Genomic DNA, 25,313 nt, shown 5'->3' with positions numbered 1-25,313 from the left:
ACTATTTTTTCTTCTTAACGTGTTTTTCCAGTTCGACAAAGCTGGGTCTGTCCTCTGAATACATTGCTTTACGTGCAAACTCCACAGCAATTTGTGGGCTGTAACCGTTAGCAGAGGCCAGCAGGCATACTTTGATACATTGGTAAAATTGCGCTTCTTCACGCCCCATGTGCTCTATTGATGTCGCAAATGGGCCGACGAAGCCGTAAGCAAATAAAATACCGAGAAAAGTACCCACCAGTGCGGCGGCAACATGAGCGCCGATCACTTCAGGTGGTTCCCCGAGTGAGGCCATGGTGATGACAATACCGAGTACTGCAGCTACGATGCCGAAGCCAGGCAAGGCATCAGAAACACGAGTAATCGCATCAGGAACCAATGCGGCTTCCTGATGATGCGCTTCCAGCTCGACATCCATCAAATTTTCTAGCTGAAAGGGGTTGGTGTTGCCACCCACCATCAGGCGCATATAGTCTGTAATAAAATCCATGACATGATGATCAGCGAGAACCTTTGGGTACTTTTTGAAAATGGTACTTTTTTTAGGCTCTTCGACATCTTCTTCAATGGCCATCAAACCATCTTTGCGGGCTTTACTGAGCAGGTCAAACATCATTCCCAGAAAGTCCAAATAGAGTGCTTTGTTGAACTTAGAACCTTTAAGAAGGTTAGGTATTGCACCAAAGGTACCTTTGATCACATTTCCTGGGTTTGCGATCACAAAGGCTCCAAATGCAGCGCCACAGATAATGAGTACCTCAAAAGGTTGCCATAGCGCCATAACCTTGCCATGAGCCAATACATATCCACCGAGCACACAGGCGATGACAATGATGATTCCTATAATAAGCCGCATTAGTTTTCATCCTTGAATAGCTTTAATATTATTTCTTTAAGCAGCTATCGGCTGTTAAGCATTTTTGTTTTACTTAATTTGGAGAAATGACAGTTAGGCATTAATCTTGGGGGTACAAAAATTGGACGGGTAGCTCTTGATTGGCATGGTGAAGTAGAGCATCGGCAGCGTGTAGCCACGCCACAAGAATTTAGCTTTCTCTAAAATATTGATTCAATTGACTGATGATGCGCTCTGAATTTGCATCATTGTAGATGATTTTTGAGCCTTCCACTGGAGGCTCAAAGTCAAGTTGAAGGGCTGCGGCACTCGCGGCTGTAATGCCATCACTTCGCTTTGCTAAACGGCGAAAAATTGATTGATTTGGCGCATCAATGCATATCATTTCCATATTTGGAATTTTGTTGATAAGAAAATCCCGATGCCGCTGCTTATAAACCCCTTGGGTAACAATCAGGTGCTCATGGCGCTGTTGTAAAGATAAAATTTTCTCCGTAATGACAGGGAAATATTGATCCCTCATTTCATGGGTGAACGGCTTTTTTTCTTTTAAGGCTAAGCGCATTTTATCGGTGATATCGTCATCTGCATGATAAACCAACCAACCTGTCTGCTTACTAATCAAATCACCCACGAAGGATTTTCCCGAACCAGAGAGGCCGAACAGAAAGAGTATTGATGGGGCAGATGGGAGGTTTAGGCGCATGATAATGAATCTATTGTTATTGATGTGTCATGTTCATGTCAATTTATGCATTCCCAGGCATGTTTTATTGTCAATTGCTGAGTATAATTACCCATATCTATAGCAGTCATTTTAATAGGGTTTTAGATGGACGAGCAAGAGCAAGCACGCAATCAACGTCATAAACAACGCATGCAGCGCAAAAAAGCAGTGGTCGATTCGGCTGTTGCGCGTGCGGATAAAGATAAAGGCTTGATCCTTGTTAACACTGGCAACGGCAAAGGTAAATCCAGTGCTGGTTTTGGTGTTGTAGCGCGTGCTTTGGGTCATGGTATGAAAGTGGCCATTATTCAGTTTATTAAGGGCAGTTTAAGTACCGGTGAAGAGACCTTTTTTCGTCGTTTTCCCAATGAAGTGGAATATCACGTTATGGGCGAGGGTTTTACCTGGGATACCCAAAATCGCGAACGTGATATTGCGACCGCAATGGCGGCATGGGAGAAAGCAGAGCAGTTTTTGAGTCATTCTGATTTTAATGTGGTGCTGCTGGATGAGCTGAATATTGCGCTGAAAATGGACTATATTCCCATGGAGCGCGTTCTTGCTGCCCTGCAAAACAGGCCTGTAATGCAGCACGTTATTATTACGGGCCGTGGTGCTCGTGATGAGTTAATTGAAGTCGCGGATACAGTGACTGAAATGCGTGAAATCAAGCACGCGTACAAAGCGGGTATCCGTGCGCAAAAGGGCATTGAACTGTGAGTTTAGAAAGATCAGCCAGATCATGTTGCCGAGCTTTGCTCATTAGTGCGCCTGCTTCAGGACAAGGAAAAACCACCGTCACGGCTGCATTGGCACGCCACTTTCGTCAGCAAGGCAACATTGTGCACGTTTTTAAAACTGGGCCGGACTTTATTGATCCCATGATTTTAGAGCAAGCCTCAGGTCAGCCAGTATACTCGCTTGATCTGTGGATGGTTGGGCAAGAGGAGTGTCGTCAACGCCTTGCCTTCGCGGCTAATACGGCGGATCTGATTTTGATTGAGGGCGTGATGGGGTTGTTCGATGGAAACCCCTCCAGTGCTGATCTGGCAGAACAGTTCGGTATTCCTGTGCTGGCGGTGATTAACAGCAAAGGCATGGCGCAAACTTTTGGTGCAGTGGCGCATGGCTTGAGCAGTTATCGCCCTGGTTTAAAATTTTCAGGGGTATTAGCTAATAGCGTGGCCAGTGAGAGTCATGCGGATATGTTGGCGATGAGTTTACCGAAAGGCTTGGGTCAGTTCGCCTACATGGCCAAGGATGAAAAACTGAATTTGCCCAGCCGCCACTTGGGTCTGTTACAGGCGAATGAGATTGCTGACCTGGATGCGCGTCTTGATAGGGCGGTTGCCGCACTGCACATTCCAGATCTGGAGCAGCTGGCACCCAGAGTCAATTTTGAAGCGCCAGATAAAACAGAGCTGCCACCGCTATTAAAAGATGTTCGTATTGGTATCGCCAAAGATGAGGCTTTCAGCTTTATCTATGCGGCCAATTTAGAGTGTCTGGTCGAAATGGGCGCGGAGTTGCACTATTTTTCCCCCTTGCATGATTCAGAACTGCCTGATGCCGATAGCCTGTGGTTGCCGGGCGGTTACCCAGAGTTGCACGCTGAAAAGCTGGCCAACAATCAGAGCATGAAAACAGCCATTACAGCTCACTATAAAGCAAACAAACCCATTTTTTCTGAGTGTGGTGGTATGCTTTATCTAAACGAATCATTACAAACGCTGGATGAATTGCACCATACTATGGTCGGTTTGCTGCCTGGCAAGGCAATTATGCAATCACGTTTAGGTGGGTTGGGGATGCAGAGTGTATTATTTCCAGAGGGTGAGCTGCGTGGTCACACCTTCCACTACTCACGTCTGGAGACGGCACTTGAAGCGGTGGTTCACGGAGTTAAACAACGCAATAAACAGGAGGGTGAAGCAGTTTATTGTCAAAAACGCTTGACGGCCAGCTATATTCACCTTTATTTTCCATCAAACCCGAAGGCAGTGGCGGCGTTGTTCATGCCATTATCAACATTAAATTAAATAAAAAATAAAAGGAGAGATAACATGCACATTGAACCAGGCATTGTAGAGGGTGCAAAAATCATGCTAGGGTACGGCACAGCAGCCGTTGTTATGGGCGTAACGGCGAAGTTCGCTTTAGATACGATTAAAAAAGATGGCTTTATTTCAATGGCTGTCAGAAGCTTTTTGGCCGCACTATTAGTTTTTTCGTTCTTTGAAGTGTTGCCTCATTACCCCATTGGTGTTTCGGAAGTCCACTTTATTTTGGGTTCGACACTCTTTTTGATTTTCGGTGCAGCCCCCGCCGCGATTGGTTTGGCGGTAGGCTTGTTGATTCAAGGTCTCTTTCTCGCCCCTTTTGATTTACCGCAATACGGCGTTAATGTTACGACGCTTCTCGCGCCATTGTTTGTGATGAGTATTATTGCGAAAAAAGTTATTCCTGATCATGTGGCTTATAAAGATATCAAATATTCTCAAGCACTGAAATTGTCGGTGACTTATCAAGCTGGGATTGTCTCTTGGGTGGCTTTTTGGGCATTTTTTGGGCAAGGTTTTGGCAGTGAAAATATGATGCAAGTCTTTACCTTTGGCGTGGCTTACATGGGTGTGGTTCTTTTGGAGCCGGTGCTGGATTTAGCAGTATTGGCGGGTGCAAAAGCAATGCATAAACTCAAAGGCAGCCTAGTGGTTGATCAGCGACTATATACTGCTAAAGCATGAGCAAAGTCTGGTTTGTCGGCGCGGGTCCGGGTGATCCTGATCTGATCACAGTTAAGGGTCGTAATTTGATTGAGCAGGCCGATGCGATTCTGTTTGCCGGTTCGCTGGTGTCAGAAACGGCTATGCGCTGGGCTAAGTCTGGATGTGATATTCAGGACTCAAAAGGCATGGATCTGGAGCAGATTGTTGCCTGGTTGATAGAAAAGGCGCAAACAGGTCAAACCATCATACGGTTGCAGACTGGTGATCCTGGCCTTTACGGTGCTTTGATCGAGATGGTGCAGCCTTTGGATGAACAGGGCATTGATGTCGGTGTCGTGCCCGGTGTTTCTTCAGCAATGGCCTCAGCGGCTGCGGGGGTTGAAAGTCTGACCTTGCCCGAAGTGACTCAGACCGTGATTCTGACTCGGGTTGAGGGGCGCACCCCGATGCCTGATGGCGAGTCGCTGGCGGAGTTGGCGCAGCATCACTGCACCATGTGCCTGTTTCTTTCGATTACTTTATTGAAAAAGGTGTTGGCTGATTTGCTCCAAGCGGGTTGGTCTCAAGATGCGCCGGTATTAGTGGTGCATAAAGCCAGTTGGCCGAGTGAAGAAAAAATTATTCGCGGCACACTGGCTGATATTCGCGAAAAGTGCCGTGCTGAAAAGATAAATAGCCAAGCGATGATTATTGTCAGTCCGACCATCGGGGCGCGTCACTGGCCGGAGCTAAAAAAATCAAAACTCTATGACAAAAATTTCACCCACCGCTTCCGAAAAGCTGAACAAAAAACCTAATAATTATTGATAAAAATGAAAACAAATATTTTACTGGTGGGGCATGGCTCACGTAATAAAAATGGTAACCGTGAAATCGAAGAGTTTGCCACAATATGGAAGGCTAAACACCCAGAGTGGTCGATTGAAACCTGCTTTATCGAATTTGCCGACGTTCTGATTCCAGAGGGGTTGAATAATGCAGCCAAGGGTGCTGATCGCGTCATTGTTGTGCCGTTGATTTTGAATGCGGCTGGACATGTCAAAATGGACATTCCTTATTTTATTGCGAATGCTCGCCAACAGCATAAAAATGTTGAATTTATTTATGCGCTTCATTTAGGTGCAACAGACTCTATCCTAAAAATATTGAAACGCAATATACGTAAGGCAATGGAAAAAATAGATATGCCTGATCCTAAGAATACGGGTGTGATTCTTTTGGGGCGTGGCTCTTCTGATCGAGACGCGAATGGTGAAGTGGCTAAAATGGCTCGCTGGTTGTTTGAAGAGACGGATCACGAGCTGGTGGATATCGCTTTTACGGGTATTACCTATCCCCGTTTGGAGACTGCGATTCAGCGTCAGGTGAAACTTGGCATGACTCAGGTGGTTATTCAACCTTATTACCTTTTTACGGGTACATTGATTGAACGCATTAAGTGCCAAGTCGAACGTTTGAAATCTCAGTATCCTCAGATTGCCATTTCACAAGGTGATTATTTGGGTTTTGCAGAAGAAGTTTATGACATGTTGAGTGAACGTGTGAAAGATGCTGATAGTGGTATTGCTGTTTCCGAATATGAAATGACAGAGGAAGAGAGTCATCACTACCATCACCACGACCATGATGATCACCATGATCACTCACACGAGGCAGAAAAATGAGTAATGTGATTACCGAACAGCTCACGAAGGCAGGGCAGAAAATTGAGCATGAATCTTTTGCCATTGTTGACCACGAAGCAGGTTCGCACGAAGGTTACAGTGAATCTCAGTGGCAGATTGTACGCCGCATGATTCATGCCACGGCCGATTTTGAATTTAATGGTCTGAGCCAATTTCATGCGGATGCGGTTGAAGCGGGCATTCAAGCTATCAGTCAGGGTGCGCCCATTGTTGCCGATGTTGAGATGATCTGTGTTGGGCTGTCCAAACCTCGCCTAAAACACTTTGGCGTGACGACACACCACTTTATCTCAGATGAAGATGTTATTGCCCAAGCGAAGAGTGACAACACTACTCGAGCGGTTCAAGCCATGCGTAAAGCCCAGAAACAGGGCTTGCTTGATGGTGGCATCGTTGCTGCAGGGAATGCACCGACAGCTTTGCTGGAAGTGCTCGAATTAATTAAACAGGGCAAAGCACGCCCAGCCTTGATCGTGGGTATGCCGGTGGGATTTGTTTCGGCGGCTGAATCCAAGAGTGCCTTGAGCGAACTGAAAGAGGTTCCGTGGATGATCACCCAAGGCCGAAAGGGTGGCTCAACCTTGGTGGTGGCGGCGATGCATGCTTTATTAGCGTTGGTTGAGGCGAGACAAAAAAGCGCATGTTAGTTTTAACGATTGTGTAAGTTTTTCTGATTTTTACACTAACATTCATGTAACTACTATTAGTTGCATGGGTTTTATTCTTTCAATATTATATGCATTATGGGAAAGCAAGAAAAACTGAAAGCTAAATTGCTCAATAGTTGCAAAGGATTTCTATGGAGAGATTTAGTCTCTCTTCTTGTTTCAATGGGTTATGAAGAAATGCAGGGTAATGGGTCTCGTGTTAAGTTTGATAACGGAAACCCCGACCATATGATCAACTTACATAAACCTCATCCCAATAAAAAGATGAAGCAATATGCAGTTAAGCAGGTGATTGAAAAATTGCGAGAAGCGAGGTTGCTATGAAATATTTACAATACAAACATTATTATGGCTCTATCGAAGCCAGTGTTGATGATGATTGCCTTTATGGCAAGTTAGAATTTATTAAAGCATTGGTTAATTATGAAGGGCGCAGTGTAAAGGAGCTTGAACAGTCATTTAGAAGTGCTGTTGATGACTATTTGTTAGATTGTAAAGCGATAGGAAGAGAGCCTGCCCAATCATTTAAAGGATCATTCAATGTGCGTACAGGGTCAGATTTACACAGGCAGGCTGTGATTTGGGCAAAAGAACAAAATATCAGTTTAAATGAGTTTGTTAAGCAGTCAATTAAGCAGGCGCTGATAAGCGATTAAAATACACACTTAGGAGCTAAGCCCTACAAGTGTTCGCATTCATTATGAAACAATGAAAAAAAAGCAAAAGGGGACGCGAAAAGGGTTTTCCACCGGAGCTTGCTCGGCAGCAGCAGCTCGTGCGGCCTCCTTGGGTTTGGTGAATGGTCGTGTGCCAGATGAAATTGAATCTTTGTTGCCTAATGGTCAGAAAGTACGTTTTGTCGTTAGCGATGGTCGCTGTGAGAATGGTCAGGCTCACGCCGTAGTGATTAAAGACGCGGGTGATGACCCCGATGTGACCGACAAAGCGCCTCTGACCGCAGATGTACGTCTGCTACCAAAGCAGCCTGGAGAGGTTGTGATCAAGGGCGGCGAAGGCGTGGGTGTCGTGACCATGCGCGGCCTCGGTCTGGAAGTAAATGGCCCTGCGATCAACCCCGTTCCTCGAAAAAATATTGAAGAAAATGTACGCCTGGTGGCTTCCTCATTACTGAAAAAACAAGGGCTTGAAGTGACGATCTCTGTGCCGGGTGGTGACGTGATGGCCAAACGAACCCTCAATGCTCGGTTAGGAATTTTGGGGGGCATCTCTATTCTCGGCACCACAGGCATTGTTCACCCCTATTCCACCGCAGCTTTTCGTGACAGTGTAATTCAAGGCATTCAAGTGGCCTCGAATCAGGGACAGGATACGGTGGTGTTGACCACGGGCGGCCGCACTGAAAAGTTTGTGATTACCGAATTGCCGCAATTGGATCAGGCCTGTTTTGTTCAGATGGGCGACTTCCTCAAGTATGCTCTAGATACCTCAGTGAATGAAGGCATTAAACATGTGATCATCGGCGGCATGGTTGGAAAACTAACCAAAATGGCTCAGGGCGAAACCATCACTCATGCGAATCGCAATGCGGTGAATACCGACCTATTAGCTGAGCTGGCGACTGAAATTGGTGTGCCAGAAGGTGTTTGCGATGATATCCGTGCGGCTGAAACAGCACGATATGCGGGAGAGCGCATTGAAGAGTTGGGTCTCGGAACTGAGTTTCATCACGTCTTGAGCAAAAAGGTGATCAGCACCATCATGACACGCTACCCGAATGCTCCTTTTGATCTCAAGGTTCTGATGTGTGATTTTGAAGGTAACAAACTGGCAGAAGTGGAGTGACAATATGGAGGTTTCTTATACCGCAGGCTCTGGAAAGCTCTCTTCAAAAAGGTAGTTTTGCAGTGGGAATGTGTGTGTTTTATTGTGGGAGTTTCTGTAAAAACTGACCTGCTTAGCGCCTGTTTCACATAACCATAGCTCCCCAGCCAATTACGATGCTCTGCTTAAAGGGTGGAGTGCGCGAAGCCTGCAAAGTAATGTGTATTCAGTGGTGGCAACAGCCAGTACTCCAGCACATCACAAGACTCAAGAGACACCCTCACCAAGGGCTTTGGCTTGGACAGTCACCGATGGTGGCGTTGTAAACACGCGTGCCCCAATTGATGTGCGCCCTTACCGCTTACTGCCATCAACACTCCAGACGGGCAATCTGGCCCGATTCGGTTAATACGGAAAAGCACTCGGCAACGGGCTGATCACCCAATGAAAAAGAGGCACTCATTATTCATCTATTTTCTACACGGAACATCAAAGTCAACATGGTAATGTTCGTCATGCCTTACCCAAGATTTTTTTTTGAAAATTGAATATGATTTTGAAGGTAAGCTCCATATTTCGTTCTCAAAAAATTGGGTTGTAGCTTTGGGTCAAATATAACTCGCCATAAACCCACTCCTTTTTCCTTCGCAACCTTATGAAGAGCAGCTATGTGCGCGGACAATGCCTCATAGTCAATTTTATACCCTTTATATTCCCCAGACTCATTAAACTCTATGGAATAACCAAGTTTATTAGAAAAATTAGTCGGCAAATGAACAGACTCACCACTTTCATTCATCACTGGAACCATAAAATCAACGGAGAGACCATTTCTATGGGTTTTATGCGGCTTAAATTGGCCACCGTTTTTAAAACCTGTTTCGGCATATTTATACACTTTCTCCGGCATTTCATTTTCTAACCGTTTGTATGAAGTGACCACTATTTCTTTTACTTTTGAATGGACATACGTTCGACCAAAAGTTTCAGCTATGCTGCTGTAACTAACAAAGTTTCGGCCTTCGCTCGGTAGTTTTACTCCTCCCTCCAACTTTCCGTTAGATGTAGTTCCATAGCATATACTATCCTCGGAGTGAGTCGTTGCACTGAAAAACAGTGCTGTAATTATTAGTATAATCTTACGCACAGTATTTGCATCAATATCCGGCACAGATAAGCACACTGTAACCGACCTGCGTTAATGCTCATTAATTGTTGAACTCATTAACAATTGTTAATTGCCTACCATCCAGCAAGAACAAAGTATCCCCATCCCATAGTGAATATGAATTAACATCATTATAATTAAATTGAGGGTTGTCGGGTGAGTTTATTACCAGCTTACCTTTATAACTGACACTTCCCGAACTATGATATATTTCCGCGTTGTAAATAGCTGAATTGTCTTCATTACTTTTTTGTACCAAGACATACATTCCGCCGTCAGGGCCTCCTACCCATAGCGCGTTTTGAGGAATATTAGCTGGTTTTGGAGGTATAACAGCACTAATTTCAATTTGAGATATATAGTCGCGCGAAAGAAATATTGATAGAGTAATGATCAATAGTAACGACAGTGTAATATATAAGAAATATTTCACGATTTTTTTCAATACTCGAACCCTAGTATGTACCATAATCTTCGATGACTAATTGATTTTTGCTCTTGCTATAGTCAAGGTCTGGGTAGTCATCCCTGAATTCGCCTATATAAGAATTAGGTCTTGGGTCAATCATCCACGGCGTATCAACGCCTGCTATTCTCGTAAGGTCTTTGACAAAATGAAGGCAGCTATTGGAGAATAAATCGTAGGGTTTTCTCTTTGCAGATGCATTTTCTTTTTGTCGACGTTGCGCATACTTCAACATGGCTTCAAATTTATTCTCAACTTCAATAAAGACACCTTGAATACGTCCCAATTTCCCCGATTCTTTTGATATTTTTTGTAACGTTTTTTTAAGGATGTGTAATCTAACTTACCACCCTTAATCTTAACATCTGGAAGATTCTTTATCTTTCGCACTGCACCTAGATAAGCGGGATGATCATATCGCCCGTATTCATAATATTTTGTTGTTCCATTCTTTCCATTTATAAAAAGAATGCCAGCATGACCAAGGTTTGAAAATGCATCTGATGCGCCCGATTTGTCACGCGTGACAGATATGAGCTCTATGTTTTGGGGTGCCAGCGCCTTCAACCAGAGCCTGAGAAATTGGGATGTTTCTAATGTGGAAAATATGTCCCGGATGTTTTTTGGTGCCAGCGCCTTCAATCAGGATCTGAGTAACTGGAATGTCTCTGCGGTGACAGATATGAAGGGTATGTTTTGGGATACCAGCGCATTCAACCAGAACCTGAGTAACTGGGACGTCTCTAAGGTAACAGATATGTCTTGGATGTTTACAGGTGCCAGTGCCTTCAATCAGAACCTGAACAGCTGGAATGTCTCTGCGGTAACAGATATGAGCCAGATGTTTCGCAATGCCAGCGCCTTCAATCAGAATCTGGGGAGCTGGGATGTTTCTAAGGTGATAAGCATGTATATTATGTTTAACGAAATAACGCTCTCCCCAGCCAACTACGATGCACTGCTTGCAGGGTGGAGTGCACGAAGCCTGCAAAAAAATGTCATCTTCGACGGCGGCAACAGCCAGTACTCCAGCTCGTCGCAAGACGCAAGAGATGTCCTCACCAAGAGCTTTGGCTGGACAGTAACCGATGGTGGCATTTTAAAAAAGCGACCCCCAATTGATGATCTTTTACTCTAATTACCGCATATTTGCCAGTATTTTTGTGATGCATGGAATGCACCCTAACTGCCTGAAAGTGCGTTTGTGGTGACATAAGGTATGGTCGCACCTCCTTGGGATGGTTGTTCTTTTTCAGGGAGAGTGTTGCAACAAGATTGAATTTGTCATATAACCACAGTGACTGTAATTATTTATTTACTATTGGAGAAGAAAATATGAAAAAAATACTGGGTTATAGTTGCACTATAGCTGCGGCGCTGGTTTTTAGTTCTACTGCTATGGCTGAATTTGATACGTCAAAACTCAGTGTGGGTGCTAGCTACGGATTTGGAAACGACGGTGTACTTTCCCTCCGTGCCGACTATGACATTTCTGATAACGTAGATCATCCAGTAAAGGTGCGCATTGGCTATGATCGCTACTCACTAGATAGCTGGGGGGGCAGTTACTCTTGGTCATACAGTACATTCTATGGCGGTGCCTATTACGATTTTAATGAAGTGTTGGGGATAGATGACAAAATTCACCCTTTTGCCGGATTAGGGTTCGGTTTTGGGTCAGCATCTTGTAGTGGAGGTTTTTGTAGCGGCCTCTCATCTCCCACCGTTGGCGGCCTATACTATATCGGCGGCATACAATACGATATCACCGAACAATTTTCAGCAGAGGCAAGCTTCAGCGTTTGGGGTGGCCTATCAATTGGTGCAAACTATAATTTTTGACTAAGAACCGGCTAAACCATAAGGAACCTCTGATTAAGTCGATCAGAGGTTCTTTAATATATTAGGCATTGTTAAATTAGTATATTTTCCAGCTCACCTTCAGATTCTTTCGAGGTATCTGATTTTTGAATAACGCTATAGTGATAGGCGCATTCTTTGCGCTTGTAGCGCTGGCGTTCTTTAACTACGCCGCTTTTTATAAAATTATGGCTTATTGCCAAACAACAGTCCAGCCTGCCCTGAATTGTCGATAAATTGATTACGCTGCCCTTGCATCTTTATCGAATGATATGGGGAATATATTTCATGAATAAATCAAATATTAGTCGTTAATTAAAATCATGAAAATTATTGAGCAGTGTTTGCAGATGCCTCCGTCCATCGGCGACACGGTCGATGCGGACAACATCATTAACGATACGGTAGAAAATGTGATGATGTTTAAAGTTCTTTACCAAAACTGTTTTGAGGCCTTTTATATGATCAAATAGGGGTATGTGCCCAATCTCTGGAAATTCTCCTAGCAATGAATATGTCTCTTCTACACAATTTAAAAATAATAAGGCAGCGGCTGGACTTTCTTTAGCGATGTATTGGGAAATTTCACGTAAATCTTGTTTGGATCGCTCGCTTGGTTCAACGAGCATGTATTTGCTCTATTTCCAGTTTAAGTTCAACGAACATTTCACTCGTAGATTGTTTGCAGCTTGGGGAAGTGATTCCTTCTTTAATAAATACAGAAAACTCTTTTTGTGCTTTTGTGTGAAGAATATCTTGACGAATCAGGTGGCGTACGTAGTCAGTTGGGTTGCTGTACCTCCCTTCTTCAACTTGAATATGCACATCTTTTTTTAACTGTTCAGAGAGAGAAATGTGAAGTGATGTTGTCGCCACTTTTGTAAACCTTGTAATTAATGCTTGTGCTAAGAATATAGGCGTGGAATATATTTATGTCAATGGTTGACATAAATTGCTTATCTAAATTGTATGTTGGCCTCCCCATGTTGTTATATGGAGTAGTGTTTTCATAAGCCTTTAAAGTGTGGGTTTTATATGAACATGGTGGTAAAAAAACCAGGAAATCCAAAACAATGCCGAAAGCCCAATAGCTGTTAATATTGCAGGCTTGGGGTCGTTTATAGAGCTGACTGCCCCTGTTTGTTTTTTCATGGATAAATCAAATATTAGTCGTTATCAGGGGCAATTATACGGTACAAAACTCCGCCGTAGTCCAGCATGTAAACTTCGTAGTTCTCATTATAGCCAAATGAGGAGATGTTGATATTTGCGGTGTATGGGCTGAGCAGCTCTTTCTGCGCGGTAACGTTGCTGCCATCATAGCGAATACCCCTCACTATGCCTGATACGTAGTCTCCATAAAGATATACACCACAGAGATCATTAGCCGAAGAACCACGATAAACAACACCACCAGTAATTGACTTCCAGCTATTGCTATCATAAGCGTGAGCGATGATAGGCGGATCATAATCATTGGGAGTACACGGATCAATAACATCTGGGGTACAGATGTCTCCTTCCATCACACGCCAACCGTAATTGCCTCCTTTTTTGACAATGTCAATCTCTTCGCGGGCATTTTGGCCGACATCACCAGCATAGAGATCGCCATTTGCAGGGTCGAAGGTGAAGCGCCACGGGTTACGCAGGCCATAGGCCCAGATCTCTCGGCGCGCCCCTGTTATGCCCTCCCAGGCAGGATTGTCTACGGGAATGGCATACTCCAGGCCGGAATCCTTGTTGTTAATATCGATACGCAACATGGCACCCAGCAGGGTGGTCAGATCCTGGCCGTTATTGAAATTATCGTTTGCTCCCCCACCATCACCCATACCGATATAGAGGTAGGGAGAAGGCTCGAAACCAAACAGTATGTGTCCGCCGTTGTGGTTATTGGCAGGCTGTGCAATCTCCAGAATGATGCGCTCGCTATCTTCAAGTTTGTTCGTAGTACCCAATGTAAATTCGGAGATGATGGTGCAGCGATTGCTGCCAGAGCACTTGGGGTTGGCTACATCATTTTCGGAGACATAATTAACGTAGAATTTGTTGTTTGTGGCAAACTTGGGGTGGAAGGCGATACTGAGTAGTCCCTGCTCACCGCCAAAGGCAACCCGGTCGCTGATATCAAGGAAAAGGACTGTCTGGACACTGCCGTTCTGATACACCTTTATCGTTCCCTGCTGCTCAACAATAAACAACCGGCCACTGCCGTCTCCGGCGTTGGTGACATGAACGGGGGATGAGAGCCCAGTTGCAACAGATTGAATTGCGATGTCAGGGATTGGGGGTGGAGTACCGGTGACTGTACAAAATGCCGCACCCTGCAGTTGTTCGAAAGTTGCACTGACGGTTTCCTCGCCATTATTGCTGGAGCAACCCGCAATGAAAACCAGCATCAACAACAGATGAAACGGTGAAGATATTCTCATAGTGTAACCATCTTTTCTCTAAGTCTGGGGTCTGTTCTGAGTCTGTTAACCAATAGTCAAAATATCAATTTCCGCTTCATATTCATAGTAAATGAGTCCAGCTAAAGACTACGGACAAAAAACTCATGGACACGTTTATCAAAAACCAGCATAACAGTATCGACTGAACAGTCCAGCGCAGCGCATAAGTTTCCAGCATCAACCCAGCTTAGAAAGTTAATTTGAGCATTTTGGCTAAAATCAAGTAAATATAGAGTTTCTGTAATGGATGCGATGGTTGTTATTTCACACCCTGAGCGTGTATTGTGAAGCTCATTTTTAATGAATAGATTGAGGTACGTTTTATGATTTCAGCCATGTTAACTGTCGGTGTGATTATTCTAGCTTTTTATATCGGTTTTAAAGTGGGTATTTATTGTGGAGCCAAGGGGCAAAAATTGAAGGAAGTTTTGGAAAATCATAATAATAAATAGTTGTTGTCCTGAGTGTGACATTGTTTAATTTTACTACATTGCCGCCTTTATCACTCTATATTCATATTCCGTGGTGTATTCGCAAGTGCCCTTATTGTGATTTTAATTCCCATGAGTTGCGTGAAGGGTTGCCTGAAGATCAGTATATTGATGCATTGATTGCTGACCTGGAAAGTGAATTGCCCCGCGTGTGGGGACGGTCGATTCAGAGCATTTTTATTGGCGGCGGAACGCCGAGCCTGTTTTCTGCCGAATCAATTGATCGTCTGCTCTGTGCGATTCGGGCGCGTCTACCTTACCGACCTGATATGGAAATTACTTTGGAGGCCAATCCGGGCGCAATTGAAGCGGGTCGTTTTAAAGAGTTACGTGCAGCAGGTGTCAATCGTCTGTCCATTGGTGTGCAAAGCTTTGATGATGGATTATTGCAACGCATCGGGCGTATACATAATGGCCATGATGCACAAAAGGCAATTGATACCGCTCTGGCAGCAGGGTTTGATAATTTTAATCTCGACTTAATGTTTGGTTTGCCCGAGCAAACAGAGAGTATTGCCCGCTCGGATATTCAAGTGGCCATAAAATCCGGCGCAACACACCTCTCTTTTTATCAGCTGACGATTGAAGCGAATACCGCATTTTATGCAAAGCCTCCGCAACTGCCCGATGATGAAAATATCTGGACAATGCAGGATCAATGTCATGAGCTGTTAGTGGGCGCTGGATTTGAGCAATATGAAGTTTCAGCATTTTCCAAGCCGGATAAACAGTGTCAACATAATCTGAACTATTGGAATTTCGGTGACTATTTAGGAATCGGAGCCGGTGCGCATGGAAAAGTCACCGATGCTTTTCAGCAAAACATTACACGTATCAGTAAGCTCAGGCATCCCGCAGACTATATGCGACAGATTTCAAAAGCAGCGCATGTGAGTGAAGAGCACATTTTGAAGCGCCGTGAGGTTGGATTGGAATTCATGATGAATGCGCTCAGATTGAATGGTGGATTTCCTGTATCCCTGTTTAATTCACATGCAGGTTTACCATTAACGATAGTAGAAAAAACACTCAAAGAAGCTGAAGAGCGTGGTTTGATCAAATGGGATATTCATCGTATTCAGCCTACCGAACGGGGTCGCCATTTTTTAAATGATCTGCTCGGGTTGTTTGTATAAAATATTTTTTGATAATAAATGTGATTGAGACACTAAAATAATGCCTACACTGATTTTACAAGGTTCTAACTTGAATAATGCAATGGCTCAAAGTGTTGCGCAACAACTGCAAGCATCCATTGTTGATCAAAATAGTACCTTTTATCGCTTGCAAACACCCACAAATATTGAAACAAATGCCCTTGCAGAAATACGACCTTCTACCGAGTTTGATATTAATGTACTGCCGGAAGGGTTCCAGCCCGAATCCGTGCGCTTGTTAGTCACTGATATGGATTCGACGCTGATCAATATTGAGTGTATTGATGAAATTGCTGATTTTCTTGGTATCAAAGAAAAAATTTCTGTCATTACCGAAGCGGCCATGAATGGTGAAATTGATTTTGAAACTTCACTCACTCGCCGTGTTGAACTACTCAAGGGGCTTGATGTGGGTGCGTTGGAACGTGTTTACAATGAACGTCTTGAATTAAATCCGGGCGCAGAGCGAATGATTGCTGGCCTGAATGCTAAAGGAATTAAAGTGGCACTGGTCTCAGGTGGTTTTACATTTTTCACTGATCGACTAAAAGATCGCCTGAAATTAGATTTTACACAGGCAAACGTGTTGGGCATAGAGGGTGGCTTGTTAACAGGTCAGGTGGCAGGAGATATTGTCGGCGCAGAAGCAAAATTAACTTTTTTGCTTAAACTATGTCGAGAGATGAATATTGATCCGTCACAAGCCGTCGCTATGGGAGATGGTGCCAATGATCTGAAAATGATGGCGAGTGCTGGTTTAAGTGTGGCCTATCATGCGAAACCTTCTGTTCAAGCAAAGGCACATACAAGCTTGAATGTTTGTGGCTTAGAAGGTGTTTTGGGGTTGTTGGGGATTGATAACTCTTGACACGAACCAAGTTGGCAAACAAAAATCATGGTGATGCTCAATTTCTATGGCTGTTATTCGACGGTAGAAATCCTGCGATAAAAATAGTAGATTGTCACTCTATTATGATAATGAACAGGGTTGTATGAAACGTAAGCTGTATATTAAGACCTTTGGTTGCCAAATGAACGACTATGATTCTGCCAAGATGGCTGATGTTTTGGCGCAGTCTCATGGGCTGGTCGCTGCAAACGATGATAGTGATGCGGATGTCCTGATTTTAAACACATGTTCAATTCGTGAAAAAGCGCAAGAGAAGGTTTTTTCACAACTTGGGCGGTGGCTTAAATTAAAAAACAAACGCCCCAATATTGTAATCGCAGTCGGTGGCTGTGTGGCGAGCCAGGAAGGCGAAGCCATTCGTCAGCGTGCGCCGTATGTGGATATTGTTTTTGGTCCACAAACATTGCATCGTTTGCCAGATATGCTGAACAGCGTCGAAAAAGAGCGCAAGCCTGCTTTTGATGTCTCTTTTCCTGAAGTCGAAAAATTTGATTCATTACCAAAAGCTAAAGCCGATGGTGTTTCAGCGTTGGTGACGGTGATGGAAGGTTGCAGTAAGTATTGTACCTTTTGTGTCGTGCCCTATACGCGCGGTGAAGAGGTGAGTCGCCCGTTTGATGATGTGCTGTCTGAAGTGGCACATCTGGCCGGACAAGGTGTGCGTGAAGTGAACTTGCTGGGGCAGAATGTAAACGCTTATCGTGGCCGTATGGCGGATGGTGACGATGCAGATCTTGCGCTACTAATCTCTTATGTCGCCGCGATTGATGGTATTGATCGCATTCGTTATACCACGTCTCATCCCGTTGAATTCTCTGATAGTTTGATTGAAGTCTACTCTGAGGTGCCTGAGTTAGTCAGCCATGTGCATCTGCCCGTGCAAAGTGGTTCAGATCGCGTATTGGCGCGAATGAAGCGTGGCCATATGATTATGGAATACAAATCTAAGCTGCGTCGTTTGCGTGAAGTTCGTCCCAACATTTCACTTTCGTCTGACTTTATTATTGGCTTTCCAGGTGAAACGGACGATGAGTTTGAAGATACGATGAAGTTGATTGAAGAGGTCGGTTTTGATCGCTCATTCAGTTTTATTTATAGCGCCCGACCTGGCACACCTGCAGCCAGCATGGAAGATGATGTACCAATGGAGGCTAAAAAAGTACGCTTGGCGCGTCTGCAAGCACTTTTAAATGAGCAGTCGATGGCGATTAGTGAAAGCATGGTCGGTTCTGTTCAGTCAGTTCTTGTGGAGCGTTTGTCTACAAAAGATACGGCGCAGTTGGCAGGGCGTACTGAAAATAATCGAGTGGTTAATTTTACAGGTGATGTCTCTTTGATCGGAACGTTTATGGACGTTCGCATCACAGAAGCACTTCCTAACTCTTTGCGAGGTGAGCAAATCTCTTGAGTCAATCTACTAATGAAGGTTCTTTTGTTCTGGAGCCTGATGATAATTCGCGTCTCGCTAATCTTTGTGGGCCATTTGATGAACATCTGCGTCAAATTGAGCGCCATTTAGGTATTGAGATCAATAACCGAGGCAATGCTTTTAAAGTGGTTGGCAGCCCAGCTGCAATGCGCTCGGCTCAATCTGTTGTCACAAACCTTTATGATGAAACCGAAGAGTCAACACTCAATAAAGCGTCGGTGCATCTATTTCTGCAAGAGTCAGGTGCGGAAGTCTCGAAGAAAGGCCAAGCCGAATTAGATAAAGAAATTGTTGTTCATTTACGGCGTGGCAATATTAAAGCGCGTGCGGCCAATCAGCAGCGCTATCTTCTGAATATCAAACAGCATGATGTGAGTTTTGGCATCGGCCCCGCAGGCACAGGAAAAACCTATCTGGCTGTTGCTTGTGCAGTTGAGGCGCTGGAAAGAGAGAATGTTCGGCGAATACTCTTGGTGCGCCCAGCGGTAGAAGCAGGAGAGCGTTTGGGGTTTTTGCCCGGTGACTTAGAGCAAAAAATCGACCCTTATCTTCGGCCTCTCTACGATGCTTTATATGAAATGCTCGGGTTTGAACGCGTGGCTAAGTTGATGGAGAAAAACGTCATTGAGGTGGCACCATTGGCCTACATGCGGGGGCGAACGCTGAATGAATCTTTCATTATTCTTGATGAGGCACAAAATACCACCGTTGAACAGATGAAAATGTTTTTGACACGGATTGGTTATGGCTCAAAAGCAGTGATTACAGGTGACGTGACACAGATTGATTTGCCCCGTGGCCGCCCCTCTGGATTACGTCATGTGACTGAGGTGCTACGAGAAGTAGAAGGGGCTAGTTTTACATTTTTTAAAACGCGCGATGTGATGCGCCACCCTTTGGTTCAACGCATTGTGAAAGCTTATGAGGTCGCCGAAAGGGCTGAAAAGATCGCTGAAGATTCAAAAGAAACTTTAGCGCAGCGTAACGATGAGCGATATTAATATCGAAGTTCAATATGCGGTGGCCAGTAAATTTCTGCCTACTGAAGCCGATATTAAACAGTGGGCAGTGGCTGCGATCGGTGATCGTATGGCTCATGCAGAGCTAACGGTACGTTTGGTGGGTGAGTCTGAAAGCAAGCAATTGAACGAAGATTTTCGCCATAAGCAGGGTTCGACCAATGTGCTCTCTTTCCCTATGGAGTGCATGGAAGAGATTGGAGCTCCTTTGTTGGGTGATATCGCGATCTGCGCGCAGGTCGTTGAGTGTGAGGCCGCAGATCAAAATAAAGAAATCGTGGCTCATTACGCACACATGGTTGTGCATGGCGTGCTGCACCTTTTGGGGTATGATCATATCGAATCTGAACAAGCAGTGCTCATGGAAAAATTAGAGACTGAAATTCTTGGGCAGTTGGGTTATTCTGATCCTTACCAGTATTATTTTTGAAGAGGCTTTAGTAATACTTATATGACTGATCAATCAAGCAATGGCTTAAATAATCGTTCGTGGCTGGAAAGATTAAGCCACGCACTAAGTGGCGATGAACCACAAAATAGGGAGCAGTTGCTGACGTTGCTGCGCGACTCTCGGCAACGAAACCTCATTAACGATGAAACACTCAGTATGATCGAAGGTTCTCTTTTGGTCTCTGAAATGCGTGTGAGGGATATTATGATACCGCGCTCCCAGATGGTTGTTTTAGAAGGTGATGGGAATTGGGAGCACTGTTTGCCTTCAATCATTGATTCGGCACACTCCCGCTTTCCTGTGATGGGTGAAACCCGAGATGAAGTGCTGGGGATTTTACTGGTTAAAGATCTTTTGGTGCCGCTCGCCAATGACCATGATGCGCCATTGAATTTGAAAGAATTATTGCGCCCTGCTGTGTTTGTTCCTGAGAGCAAGCGGCTGAACCAGTTGCTTCAAGAGTTTCGCTCTAATCGTAATCATATGGCTATCGTTGTGGATGAATATGGTGGTGTAGCAGGGTTAGTGACTATTGAAGATGTGCTTGAGCAGATTGTCGGCGATATTGCGGATGAACATGATTTTGATGATGAAGATCTATACATTAAAAAGCATAGCGAGACACTTTATACGATCAAGGCATTGGCCTCAATTGAGGAGTTTAATGAGTATTTTTCAACCAAGTTTAGCGATGATGAGTTTGATACCATTGCGGGTCTGGTGATGAATAGCTTTGGTCATATGCCGCAGCCCGGTGAAACTGTAGAAATTAAACCCTTTCATTTTAAAGTGCTAAATGCTGACAGTCGCCGGATTCATTTATTGGAAATGTCTTTGGAAAAAGGGGCCAATCCAGTAAAAAACTCTCCGGCAAACCCCAATTCAGCAACTGAATAACACGGTGCTCGACCTAGTCTTTTCGCGGGTGAGTCGAGCGGGTTGGCGGGGTGATCTTTTAGCGCTGTTGGCGGGCCTATTGATGCCGCTGGCTTACGCGCCTTTTAATCTGTATCCATTCGCTATTTTATTGCCTGCACTGTTATTTATGACGTGGCTGGATGTTTTGCCAGGCCGTGCTTTTATTCGTGGGTTGCTATTTGGTGCGGCCATGTTTGGTGCAGGCACGACCTGGATGTATATTAGTATCCACCATTTCGGTCATGTCAATGTGCCGCTCTCTCTGTTTATATTGGCGCTTATGGTCATGTTTATGGCGTTGTTTTATGCGTTATTAGGCTATCTGTTTACACGTTTTTTCCACCCTCTTTCACTGAAATTAAAACTTGTTATTGTTTTGCCTGCCGCCTGGGTATTTCTAGAGTGGGTGCGTGGCTGGTTTATGACAGGTTTTCCATGGCTAAATCTGGGCTACAGCCAAGTGGATAGTCTGTTGAGTAGTTTTGCGCCTGTGTTAGGTGTTTATGGTGTCTCATGGGTGGTGGCATTGAGTGCAGGATTGCTGCTGTTTGCAGTGATGAAAAAGTCATGGCTTTCAGGGTTGGCTATTGTTGCGTTGTGGCTGCTGGCTGCAATGATGGGACAGATCACCTGGACAACGCCTGAGGGAGAGCCTGTCAAAGTAAGTTTGATTCAAGGCAATATAGCGCAGGATGAAAAATGGTTGGCAGAAATGAGAATGCCGACTATTGAGCGCTACAGCCGTTTGACCCGTGAAAATTGGCAGAGTGATTTGATTGTCTGGCCTGAGAGTGCACTGCCTGATTTTCGTTATCGAGTACTGGATGTGCTTGAGCCGCTGGGCGATGAGGCAAAAGCGAATAATAGTCAGCTGTTGATTGGTGTGCTTTCAGTGCAAATGGAGCCAGTTCGCTATTACAATAGCGTCGTGGGCCTGGGTACAACCGAAGGTATTTATCACAAACAGCATTTGGTGCCTTTTACTGAATATTTGCCCATGAAATCGCTGCTATCCGATATCGTTGATTTTATGGACGTACCCATGTCTGATTTTAGTTCAGGTGATGATGATCAGATTTTGATGGAGGTGAATGGGCATAAAATAGGGCTCTCAATCTGTTATGAAGCTGTGTTTGGAGAAGAGCTGATTACCAGCCTGCCTGAAGCATCCATGCTGGTGAATGTCAGTAATGATGGTTGGTTTGGCGAATCAATCGGGCCTCATCAGCATTTACAAATTATTCGTATGCGCGCATTGGAAACGGGTCGCTTTGTACTACGATCAACAAATACTGGAATCTCTGCAATTATTGGCCCCGATGGAAAAATTCAATCCGCATCTCCACAGTTTGAAGTGCATGTGTTGACGGATGAAGTGCAGCCCATGCAAGGTGCGACCCCTTATGTGGTATGGGGCAACTGGATGGTGATTATATTGGTCAGTGTTTCTCTTTTATCAGCGTTGATTGTGAGTCGACGAACTCACCGCTAGAGATATGTGCTGCATCACTTATTTATCTCCTCCTCCACAACCGGCTGACCTTCCACTCATATTTCCAAGTCCATTTAACAACACCCCTCATGCAATCGCAAAAAAAGCGAGCGAACAACTGCAAGACCTGTTAAATAACCAATTTAATTGTCCTCATGACTTCGATGCTCCTGAGGGTGGCAAAATGTTTGGTGTGTTGGTGGTGAAAGACCAAAACAATAATATCGGATTTTTATCAGGCTTTTCCGGCATGTTAGCCGGAAAGTGGCGGTGGCCAGGGTTTGTCCCCGAGCTATTTGATTTAGTTGAACGGGATAGTTTTTTGCCTGCAGGGGAAGCGGCTTTGGCCGACTTCACTTCTCAGATATTTGAATTACAAAGCAGCCAAAAATATCGTGATTTACAAAAGCAATTAAAGCAGCAGGAACAGGAGCGTGATGCCGCATGGCTTTTGTTGAAACAGTCTCATAAAGCACGTAAAGCACTGCGTGATGAGCAGCGAAAGGCGTTGCAAAACAATGATGCTTTATTCACGGAATTGGCACGAGAAAGTCAGCAGGATAAACGTGAGTTAAAAGACATTAAAACTGAGTGGATCGCACGACTGGTCAGTATACAAGTTCCGCTGAATCAAATTGACGGTAAAATTGAACGGCTTAAAAAGGCAAGAGCTGAGTTATCCAGTAAGCTGCATAAACAGGTTTTTTCAACGTACCGGTTGACTAATTTTTTTGGTGAACAGCAAGAAGTTTCTACCTTTTATAAGGGTCAAAAACCACCAGGAGGTGCGGGGGATTGTGCAGCACCCAAGTTGATTCAATATGCAAATCGCCACCATTTACTTCCGCTGGCTTTGGCCGAGTTCTGGTGGGGCGCTTCACCAAAAGAAGGAGTTCGGCATCATGGTTTTTATTATCCCTCTTGTCGAGGAAAGTGTTGGCCCATTCTGCCTTTTATGTTGCAAGGGCTTGATGTTCAACCGCCGACTGAATTAGTTAAAGCCATTGGTGAAAATGAACCTGTCGCAGTTTATGAAGATGATGACCTGTTTGTGGTTAATAAACCTCATGGTTTGCTCTCAGTGCCGGGAAAAGAGGTGCAAGACTCTGTATTAACACGCCTACAAAAACGTTACCCTAAAGCAACAGGTGCATTGCTAGTGCATCGCCTTGACCTTTCAACCTCGGGTTTATTGCTTGTTGCGAAAAACTCAGAAACACATAAAGCACTGCAAAAACAATTTCTTAAACGTACGATTAAAAAGCGTTATGTGGCGGTGTTATCAAAAGAGCTGCCTGAAGATCAGAGCCAGGGTGTGATTGAGCTGCCACTGCGTGTGGATATTGATGACCGGCCTCGCCAATGCGTCTGTTTTACTCATGGAAAGTTAGCAAAAACTCACTGGAAAGTGATTGAACGAAAGCGGGGTCGAACACGCGTCTATTTCTACCCAGTTACGGGGCGAACTCATCAGCTTAGAGTGCATGCTTCGCATAAGGATGGGCTCAATACTCCCATTGAAGGTGATGAACTTTATGGTGCTGAGAGTGAACGACTGCTACTTCATGCGGAGCGGCTAATTTTTATTCACCCTGCGACAGGTCAACGCATTGAGGTTCGAGTCGCTGCTCCTTTTTGAGCGGCGGCGCTGCCGAGACATATTTGTGAATTATCAAATTTATCGGTGGATATTGTGCTTTCGCCCTCAGCGGCGGGTAGACCAAAAAAATATTACCAGGTGATGTGAAGCATTTTGAAAACATGCTTATACAATGACTGAAAGCAAAGGTTAAATCGGAGGCTTGAGTTTTTATTGGCCTAAATCAGCTAATAATGCTCCAGTGGATTGCCCGAAGCATCATTTTTTTCACCAAACTTTAGCACATTGAGCTGTGTCTAAACCTCAATATCACTCTCCTCCAACTCCAGTGCAAAAGATGGTGCGCCTTGATTCTCTTTTTTCTCATCCAGACTAATTTTCAAACGTAGATTATTTTGAGAATCTGCATTGCGTAGCGCTTCTTCAAAACTGATGCGCCCTTCACGGTAGAGCTTATACAGTGCCGTATCAAAAGTCTGCATTCCCAGATTTTCTGATTTTTCCATCACATCCTTAATTTTGGTTATCTCACTTTTAAGAATTAAATCAGCCACTAACGGTGTACCTAAAAGAACTTCAATCGCAGCCGTTCGTTTATTATCCACCGTTCGTACCAAGCGCTGGGAAACAAAACCACGAACATTCAGTGATAGATCGAGCAGCAGTTGCTTGTGCCGCTCTTCTGGGAAAAAGTTAATAATACGGTCAAAAGCCTGATTGGCGTTATTAGCATGAAGTGTTGAAATAGCGAGGTGCCCAGTCTCTGCAAAAGCGAGCGCGTGCTCCATCGTTTCACGGTCACGTATTTCACCAATTAAAATAACATCAGGTGCTTGGCGCAGCGTGTTTTTTAGAGCATCTTCAAAGCTGTCTGTGTCGACACCCACTTCACGCTGATTTACGATACTTTTTTTATGTGTATGAACATACTCAATAGGGTCTTCAATCGTAATAATATGACCTGCATGGTGCTCGTTTCTATAGTCCAGCAATGCCGCCAATGAGGTCGATTTTCCTGACCCCGTTCCTCCAACAAATAGAATCAGCCCCCGCTTTTGCATGACAAGCTTGGCGAGCACTGAGGGTAATTTAAGGTCACTCATGGTCGGAATGGTCGTTTTGATATTACGAATCACCATCCCCACTTGATTCCGCTGTTTGAAAATATTGATACGGAAACGCCCGATTCCTCTGGCCGAAAGAGCCATATTCATCTCAGGTTTGGCTTCAAACTCAGCAATTTGATCCCCATTCATTACGCCATAAGCAATTTCCTTGACGCGGTTTGGTTTCAGTTTATCACTCTCCAGCGGCACCATTTGCCCCTGAATTTTAGCGCTTGCGGGCGCTCCAGTGGTCAGATAGATATCTGATGCATCTTGCTCTACCATTGCTTTTAAGTAATCATCAAATTCCATCTTTCTTTTTGCTCCATTAGCTGTTCTATGATCT

General features: G+C 44.5%; 28 protein-coding genes and 1 pseudogene. 20 read left to right on the top strand and 9 right to left on the bottom strand.

Annotated elements, in window-relative coordinates; all coding sequences use genetic code 11:
* Nucleotide 1: 1 nt before the first annotated feature.
* Together motA and L3J70_06725 are read right to left on the bottom strand one after the other, a co-directional pair.
* On the bottom strand, nt 2-856 hold the full coding sequence (gene motA, locus L3J70_06730; GenBank protein ID MCF6236054.1) for a flagellar motor stator protein MotA: 855 nt from the start codon (nt 854-856) through the stop codon (nt 2-4).
* Between the two features lie 190 nt (nt 857-1,046).
* A complete protein-coding gene (locus L3J70_06725; protein MCF6236053.1) occupies nt 1,047-1,562 on the bottom strand; it encodes an AAA family ATPase in 516 nt (171 codons plus the stop codon).
* A 126-nt stretch (nt 1,563-1,688) separates the two neighbouring features.
* Between L3J70_06725 and cobO the strand changes: the two genes are divergently transcribed.
* The 10 genes from cobO to L3J70_06675 all read left to right on the top strand — a co-directional run bounded on the left by cobO (nt 1,689) and on the right by L3J70_06675 (nt 8,853).
* A complete protein-coding gene (gene cobO / locus L3J70_06720) occupies nt 1,689-2,303 on the top strand; it encodes a cob(I)yrinic acid a,c-diamide adenosyltransferase (protein MCF6236052.1) in 615 nt (204 codons plus the stop codon).
* On the top strand, nt 2,300-3,622 hold the full coding sequence (locus L3J70_06715; protein MCF6236051.1) for a cobyrinate a,c-diamide synthase: 1,323 nt from the start codon (nt 2,300-2,302) through the stop codon (nt 3,620-3,622). Before cobO ends, L3J70_06715 begins: the two co-directional genes overlap by 4 nt.
* A gap of 24 nt (nt 3,623-3,646) precedes the next feature.
* A complete protein-coding gene (locus L3J70_06710; protein MCF6236050.1) occupies nt 3,647-4,327 on the top strand; it encodes an energy-coupling factor ABC transporter permease in 681 nt (226 codons plus the stop codon).
* Nucleotides 4,324-5,106 (top strand): precorrin-4 C(11)-methyltransferase, encoded by a 783-nt coding sequence (gene cobM / locus L3J70_06705; protein MCF6236049.1) that lies wholly within the window; start codon nt 4,324-4,326, stop codon nt 5,104-5,106. Before L3J70_06710 ends, cobM begins: the two co-directional genes overlap by 4 nt.
* Nucleotides 5,107-5,121: 15 nt before the next feature.
* Nucleotides 5,122-5,973, top strand: coding sequence for a sirohydrochlorin chelatase (locus L3J70_06700; protein MCF6236048.1), 852 nt, complete (start codon nt 5,122-5,124; stop codon nt 5,971-5,973).
* Nucleotides 5,970-6,641, top strand: coding sequence for a precorrin-8X methylmutase (locus L3J70_06695; GenBank protein ID MCF6236047.1), 672 nt, complete (start codon nt 5,970-5,972; stop codon nt 6,639-6,641). Before L3J70_06700 ends, L3J70_06695 begins: the two co-directional genes overlap by 4 nt.
* Nucleotides 6,642-6,737: 96 nt before the next feature.
* On the top strand, nt 6,738-6,986 hold the full coding sequence (locus L3J70_06690) for a type II toxin-antitoxin system HicA family toxin (protein ID MCF6236046.1): 249 nt from the start codon (nt 6,738-6,740) through the stop codon (nt 6,984-6,986).
* Entirely contained in the window at nt 6,983-7,318 is a 336-nt protein-coding gene (locus L3J70_06685) for a type II toxin-antitoxin system HicB family antitoxin (GenBank protein ID MCF6236045.1), read from the top strand. The genes L3J70_06690 and L3J70_06685 overlap by 4 nt, the downstream gene beginning before the upstream one ends.
* A 52-nt stretch (nt 7,319-7,370) precedes the next feature.
* Entirely contained in the window at nt 7,371-8,465 is a 1,095-nt protein-coding gene (locus tag L3J70_06680) for a cobalt-precorrin-5B (C(1))-methyltransferase (GenBank protein ID MCF6236044.1), read from the top strand.
* A 211-nt stretch (nt 8,466-8,676) separates the two neighbouring features.
* A complete protein-coding gene (locus tag L3J70_06675; GenBank protein MCF6236043.1) occupies nt 8,677-8,853 on the top strand; it encodes a hypothetical protein in 177 nt (58 codons plus the stop codon).
* 61 nt (nt 8,854-8,914) lie between these two features.
* Here L3J70_06675 and L3J70_06670 read toward each other — a convergent pair.
* The 3 genes and pseudogenes from L3J70_06670 to L3J70_06660 form a co-directional block, all read right to left on the bottom strand.
* Nucleotides 8,915-9,591, bottom strand: a pseudogene (locus L3J70_06670) (penicillin-insensitive murein endopeptidase).
* Nucleotides 9,592-9,652: 61 nt separating this feature from the next.
* Nucleotides 9,653-10,057 (bottom strand): hypothetical protein, encoded by a 405-nt coding sequence (locus L3J70_06665; protein ID MCF6236042.1) that lies wholly within the window; start codon nt 10,055-10,057, stop codon nt 9,653-9,655.
* A gap of 10 nt (nt 10,058-10,067) precedes the next feature.
* The gene (locus L3J70_06660) at nt 10,068-10,364 is read right to left on the bottom strand and encodes a hypothetical protein (GenBank protein ID MCF6236041.1); all 297 of its coding nucleotides are present in this window, start codon (nt 10,362-10,364) and stop codon (nt 10,068-10,070) included.
* 246 nt (nt 10,365-10,610) lie between these two features.
* On the opposite strand from L3J70_06660, the gene L3J70_06655 reads away from it, so the two are divergent.
* Together L3J70_06655 and L3J70_06650 are read left to right on the top strand one after the other, a co-directional pair.
* On the top strand, nt 10,611-11,216 hold the full coding sequence (locus tag L3J70_06655) for a DUF285 domain-containing protein (protein ID MCF6236040.1): 606 nt from the start codon (nt 10,611-10,613) through the stop codon (nt 11,214-11,216).
* A gap of 197 nt (nt 11,217-11,413) precedes the next feature.
* Nucleotides 11,414-11,920: a porin family protein gene (locus L3J70_06650; protein MCF6236039.1), complete on the top strand. Its 507-nt coding sequence runs from the start codon at nt 11,414-11,416 to the stop codon at nt 11,918-11,920.
* Between the two features lie 329 nt (nt 11,921-12,249).
* On the opposite strand, the gene L3J70_06645 is transcribed toward L3J70_06650, so the two are convergent.
* The 3 genes from L3J70_06645 to L3J70_06635 all read right to left on the bottom strand — a co-directional run bounded on the left by L3J70_06645 (nt 12,250) and on the right by L3J70_06635 (nt 14,373).
* Nucleotides 12,250-12,567 carry a type II toxin-antitoxin system RelE/ParE family toxin gene (locus L3J70_06645; GenBank protein ID MCF6236038.1) on the bottom strand — a complete coding sequence of 106 codons (318 nt, stop codon included), beginning with the start codon at nt 12,565-12,567 and terminating at the stop codon, nt 12,250-12,252.
* Nucleotides 12,557-12,814 carry a type II toxin-antitoxin system ParD family antitoxin gene (locus tag L3J70_06640; GenBank protein ID MCF6236037.1) on the bottom strand — a complete coding sequence of 86 codons (258 nt, stop codon included), beginning with the start codon at nt 12,812-12,814 and terminating at the stop codon, nt 12,557-12,559. Before L3J70_06640 ends, L3J70_06645 begins: the two co-directional genes overlap by 11 nt.
* A gap of 290 nt (nt 12,815-13,104) precedes the next feature.
* Nucleotides 13,105-14,373: a PQQ-dependent sugar dehydrogenase gene (locus tag L3J70_06635; GenBank protein ID MCF6236036.1), complete on the bottom strand. Its 1,269-nt coding sequence runs from the start codon at nt 14,371-14,373 to the stop codon at nt 13,105-13,107.
* A 493-nt stretch (nt 14,374-14,866) separates the two neighbouring features.
* Between L3J70_06635 and hemW the strand changes: the two genes are divergently transcribed.
* From hemW to L3J70_06595, 8 genes are all read left to right on the top strand, one after another.
* Nucleotides 14,867-16,021: a radical SAM family heme chaperone HemW gene (hemW, locus tag L3J70_06630; GenBank protein MCF6236035.1), complete on the top strand. Its 1,155-nt coding sequence runs from the start codon at nt 14,867-14,869 to the stop codon at nt 16,019-16,021.
* Nucleotides 16,022-16,061: 40 nt separating this feature from the next.
* Nucleotides 16,062-16,910 (top strand): phosphoserine phosphatase SerB, encoded by an 849-nt coding sequence (gene serB, locus L3J70_06625; protein MCF6236034.1) that lies wholly within the window; start codon nt 16,062-16,064, stop codon nt 16,908-16,910.
* A 124-nt stretch (nt 16,911-17,034) separates the two neighbouring features.
* Complete coding sequence (gene miaB / locus L3J70_06620) at nt 17,035-18,360, top strand: tRNA (N6-isopentenyl adenosine(37)-C2)-methylthiotransferase MiaB (GenBank protein ID MCF6236033.1); 1,326 nt, start codon at nt 17,035-17,037, stop codon at nt 18,358-18,360.
* A complete protein-coding gene (locus tag L3J70_06615) occupies nt 18,357-19,382 on the top strand; it encodes a PhoH family protein (GenBank protein MCF6236032.1) in 1,026 nt (341 codons plus the stop codon). The genes miaB and L3J70_06615 overlap by 4 nt, the downstream gene beginning before the upstream one ends.
* Nucleotides 19,369-19,830 (top strand): rRNA maturation RNase YbeY, encoded by a 462-nt coding sequence (gene ybeY, locus L3J70_06610; protein ID MCF6236031.1) that lies wholly within the window; start codon nt 19,369-19,371, stop codon nt 19,828-19,830. The genes L3J70_06615 and ybeY overlap by 14 nt, the downstream gene beginning before the upstream one ends.
* A 21-nt stretch (nt 19,831-19,851) precedes the next feature.
* Nucleotides 19,852-20,748 carry a CBS domain-containing protein gene (locus tag L3J70_06605; GenBank protein ID MCF6236030.1) on the top strand — a complete coding sequence of 299 codons (897 nt, stop codon included), beginning with the start codon at nt 19,852-19,854 and terminating at the stop codon, nt 20,746-20,748.
* A gap of 4 nt (nt 20,749-20,752) precedes the next feature.
* On the top strand, nt 20,753-22,261 hold the full coding sequence (gene lnt, locus L3J70_06600) for an apolipoprotein N-acyltransferase (protein ID MCF6236029.1): 1,509 nt from the start codon (nt 20,753-20,755) through the stop codon (nt 22,259-22,261).
* Nucleotides 22,262-22,265: 4 nt separating this feature from the next.
* Nucleotides 22,266-23,900, top strand: coding sequence for an RluA family pseudouridine synthase (locus L3J70_06595; GenBank protein ID MCF6236028.1), 1,635 nt, complete (start codon nt 22,266-22,268; stop codon nt 23,898-23,900).
* Nucleotides 23,901-24,157: 257 nt separating this feature from the next.
* On the opposite strand, the gene L3J70_06590 is transcribed toward L3J70_06595, so the two are convergent.
* A complete protein-coding gene (locus L3J70_06590) occupies nt 24,158-25,279 on the bottom strand; it encodes a PilT/PilU family type 4a pilus ATPase (GenBank protein ID MCF6236027.1) in 1,122 nt (373 codons plus the stop codon).
* Between the last annotated feature and the right edge of the window lie 34 nt (nt 25,280-25,313).

It is taken from the genome of Gammaproteobacteria bacterium, assembly GCA_021648145.1.
Lineage (GTDB): Bacteria > Pseudomonadota > Gammaproteobacteria > JAADGQ01 > JAADGQ01 > S141-38.
Note: the sequence above shows the minus strand (reverse complement) of the source record. Positions and strands in the feature narration are given on the sequence as shown.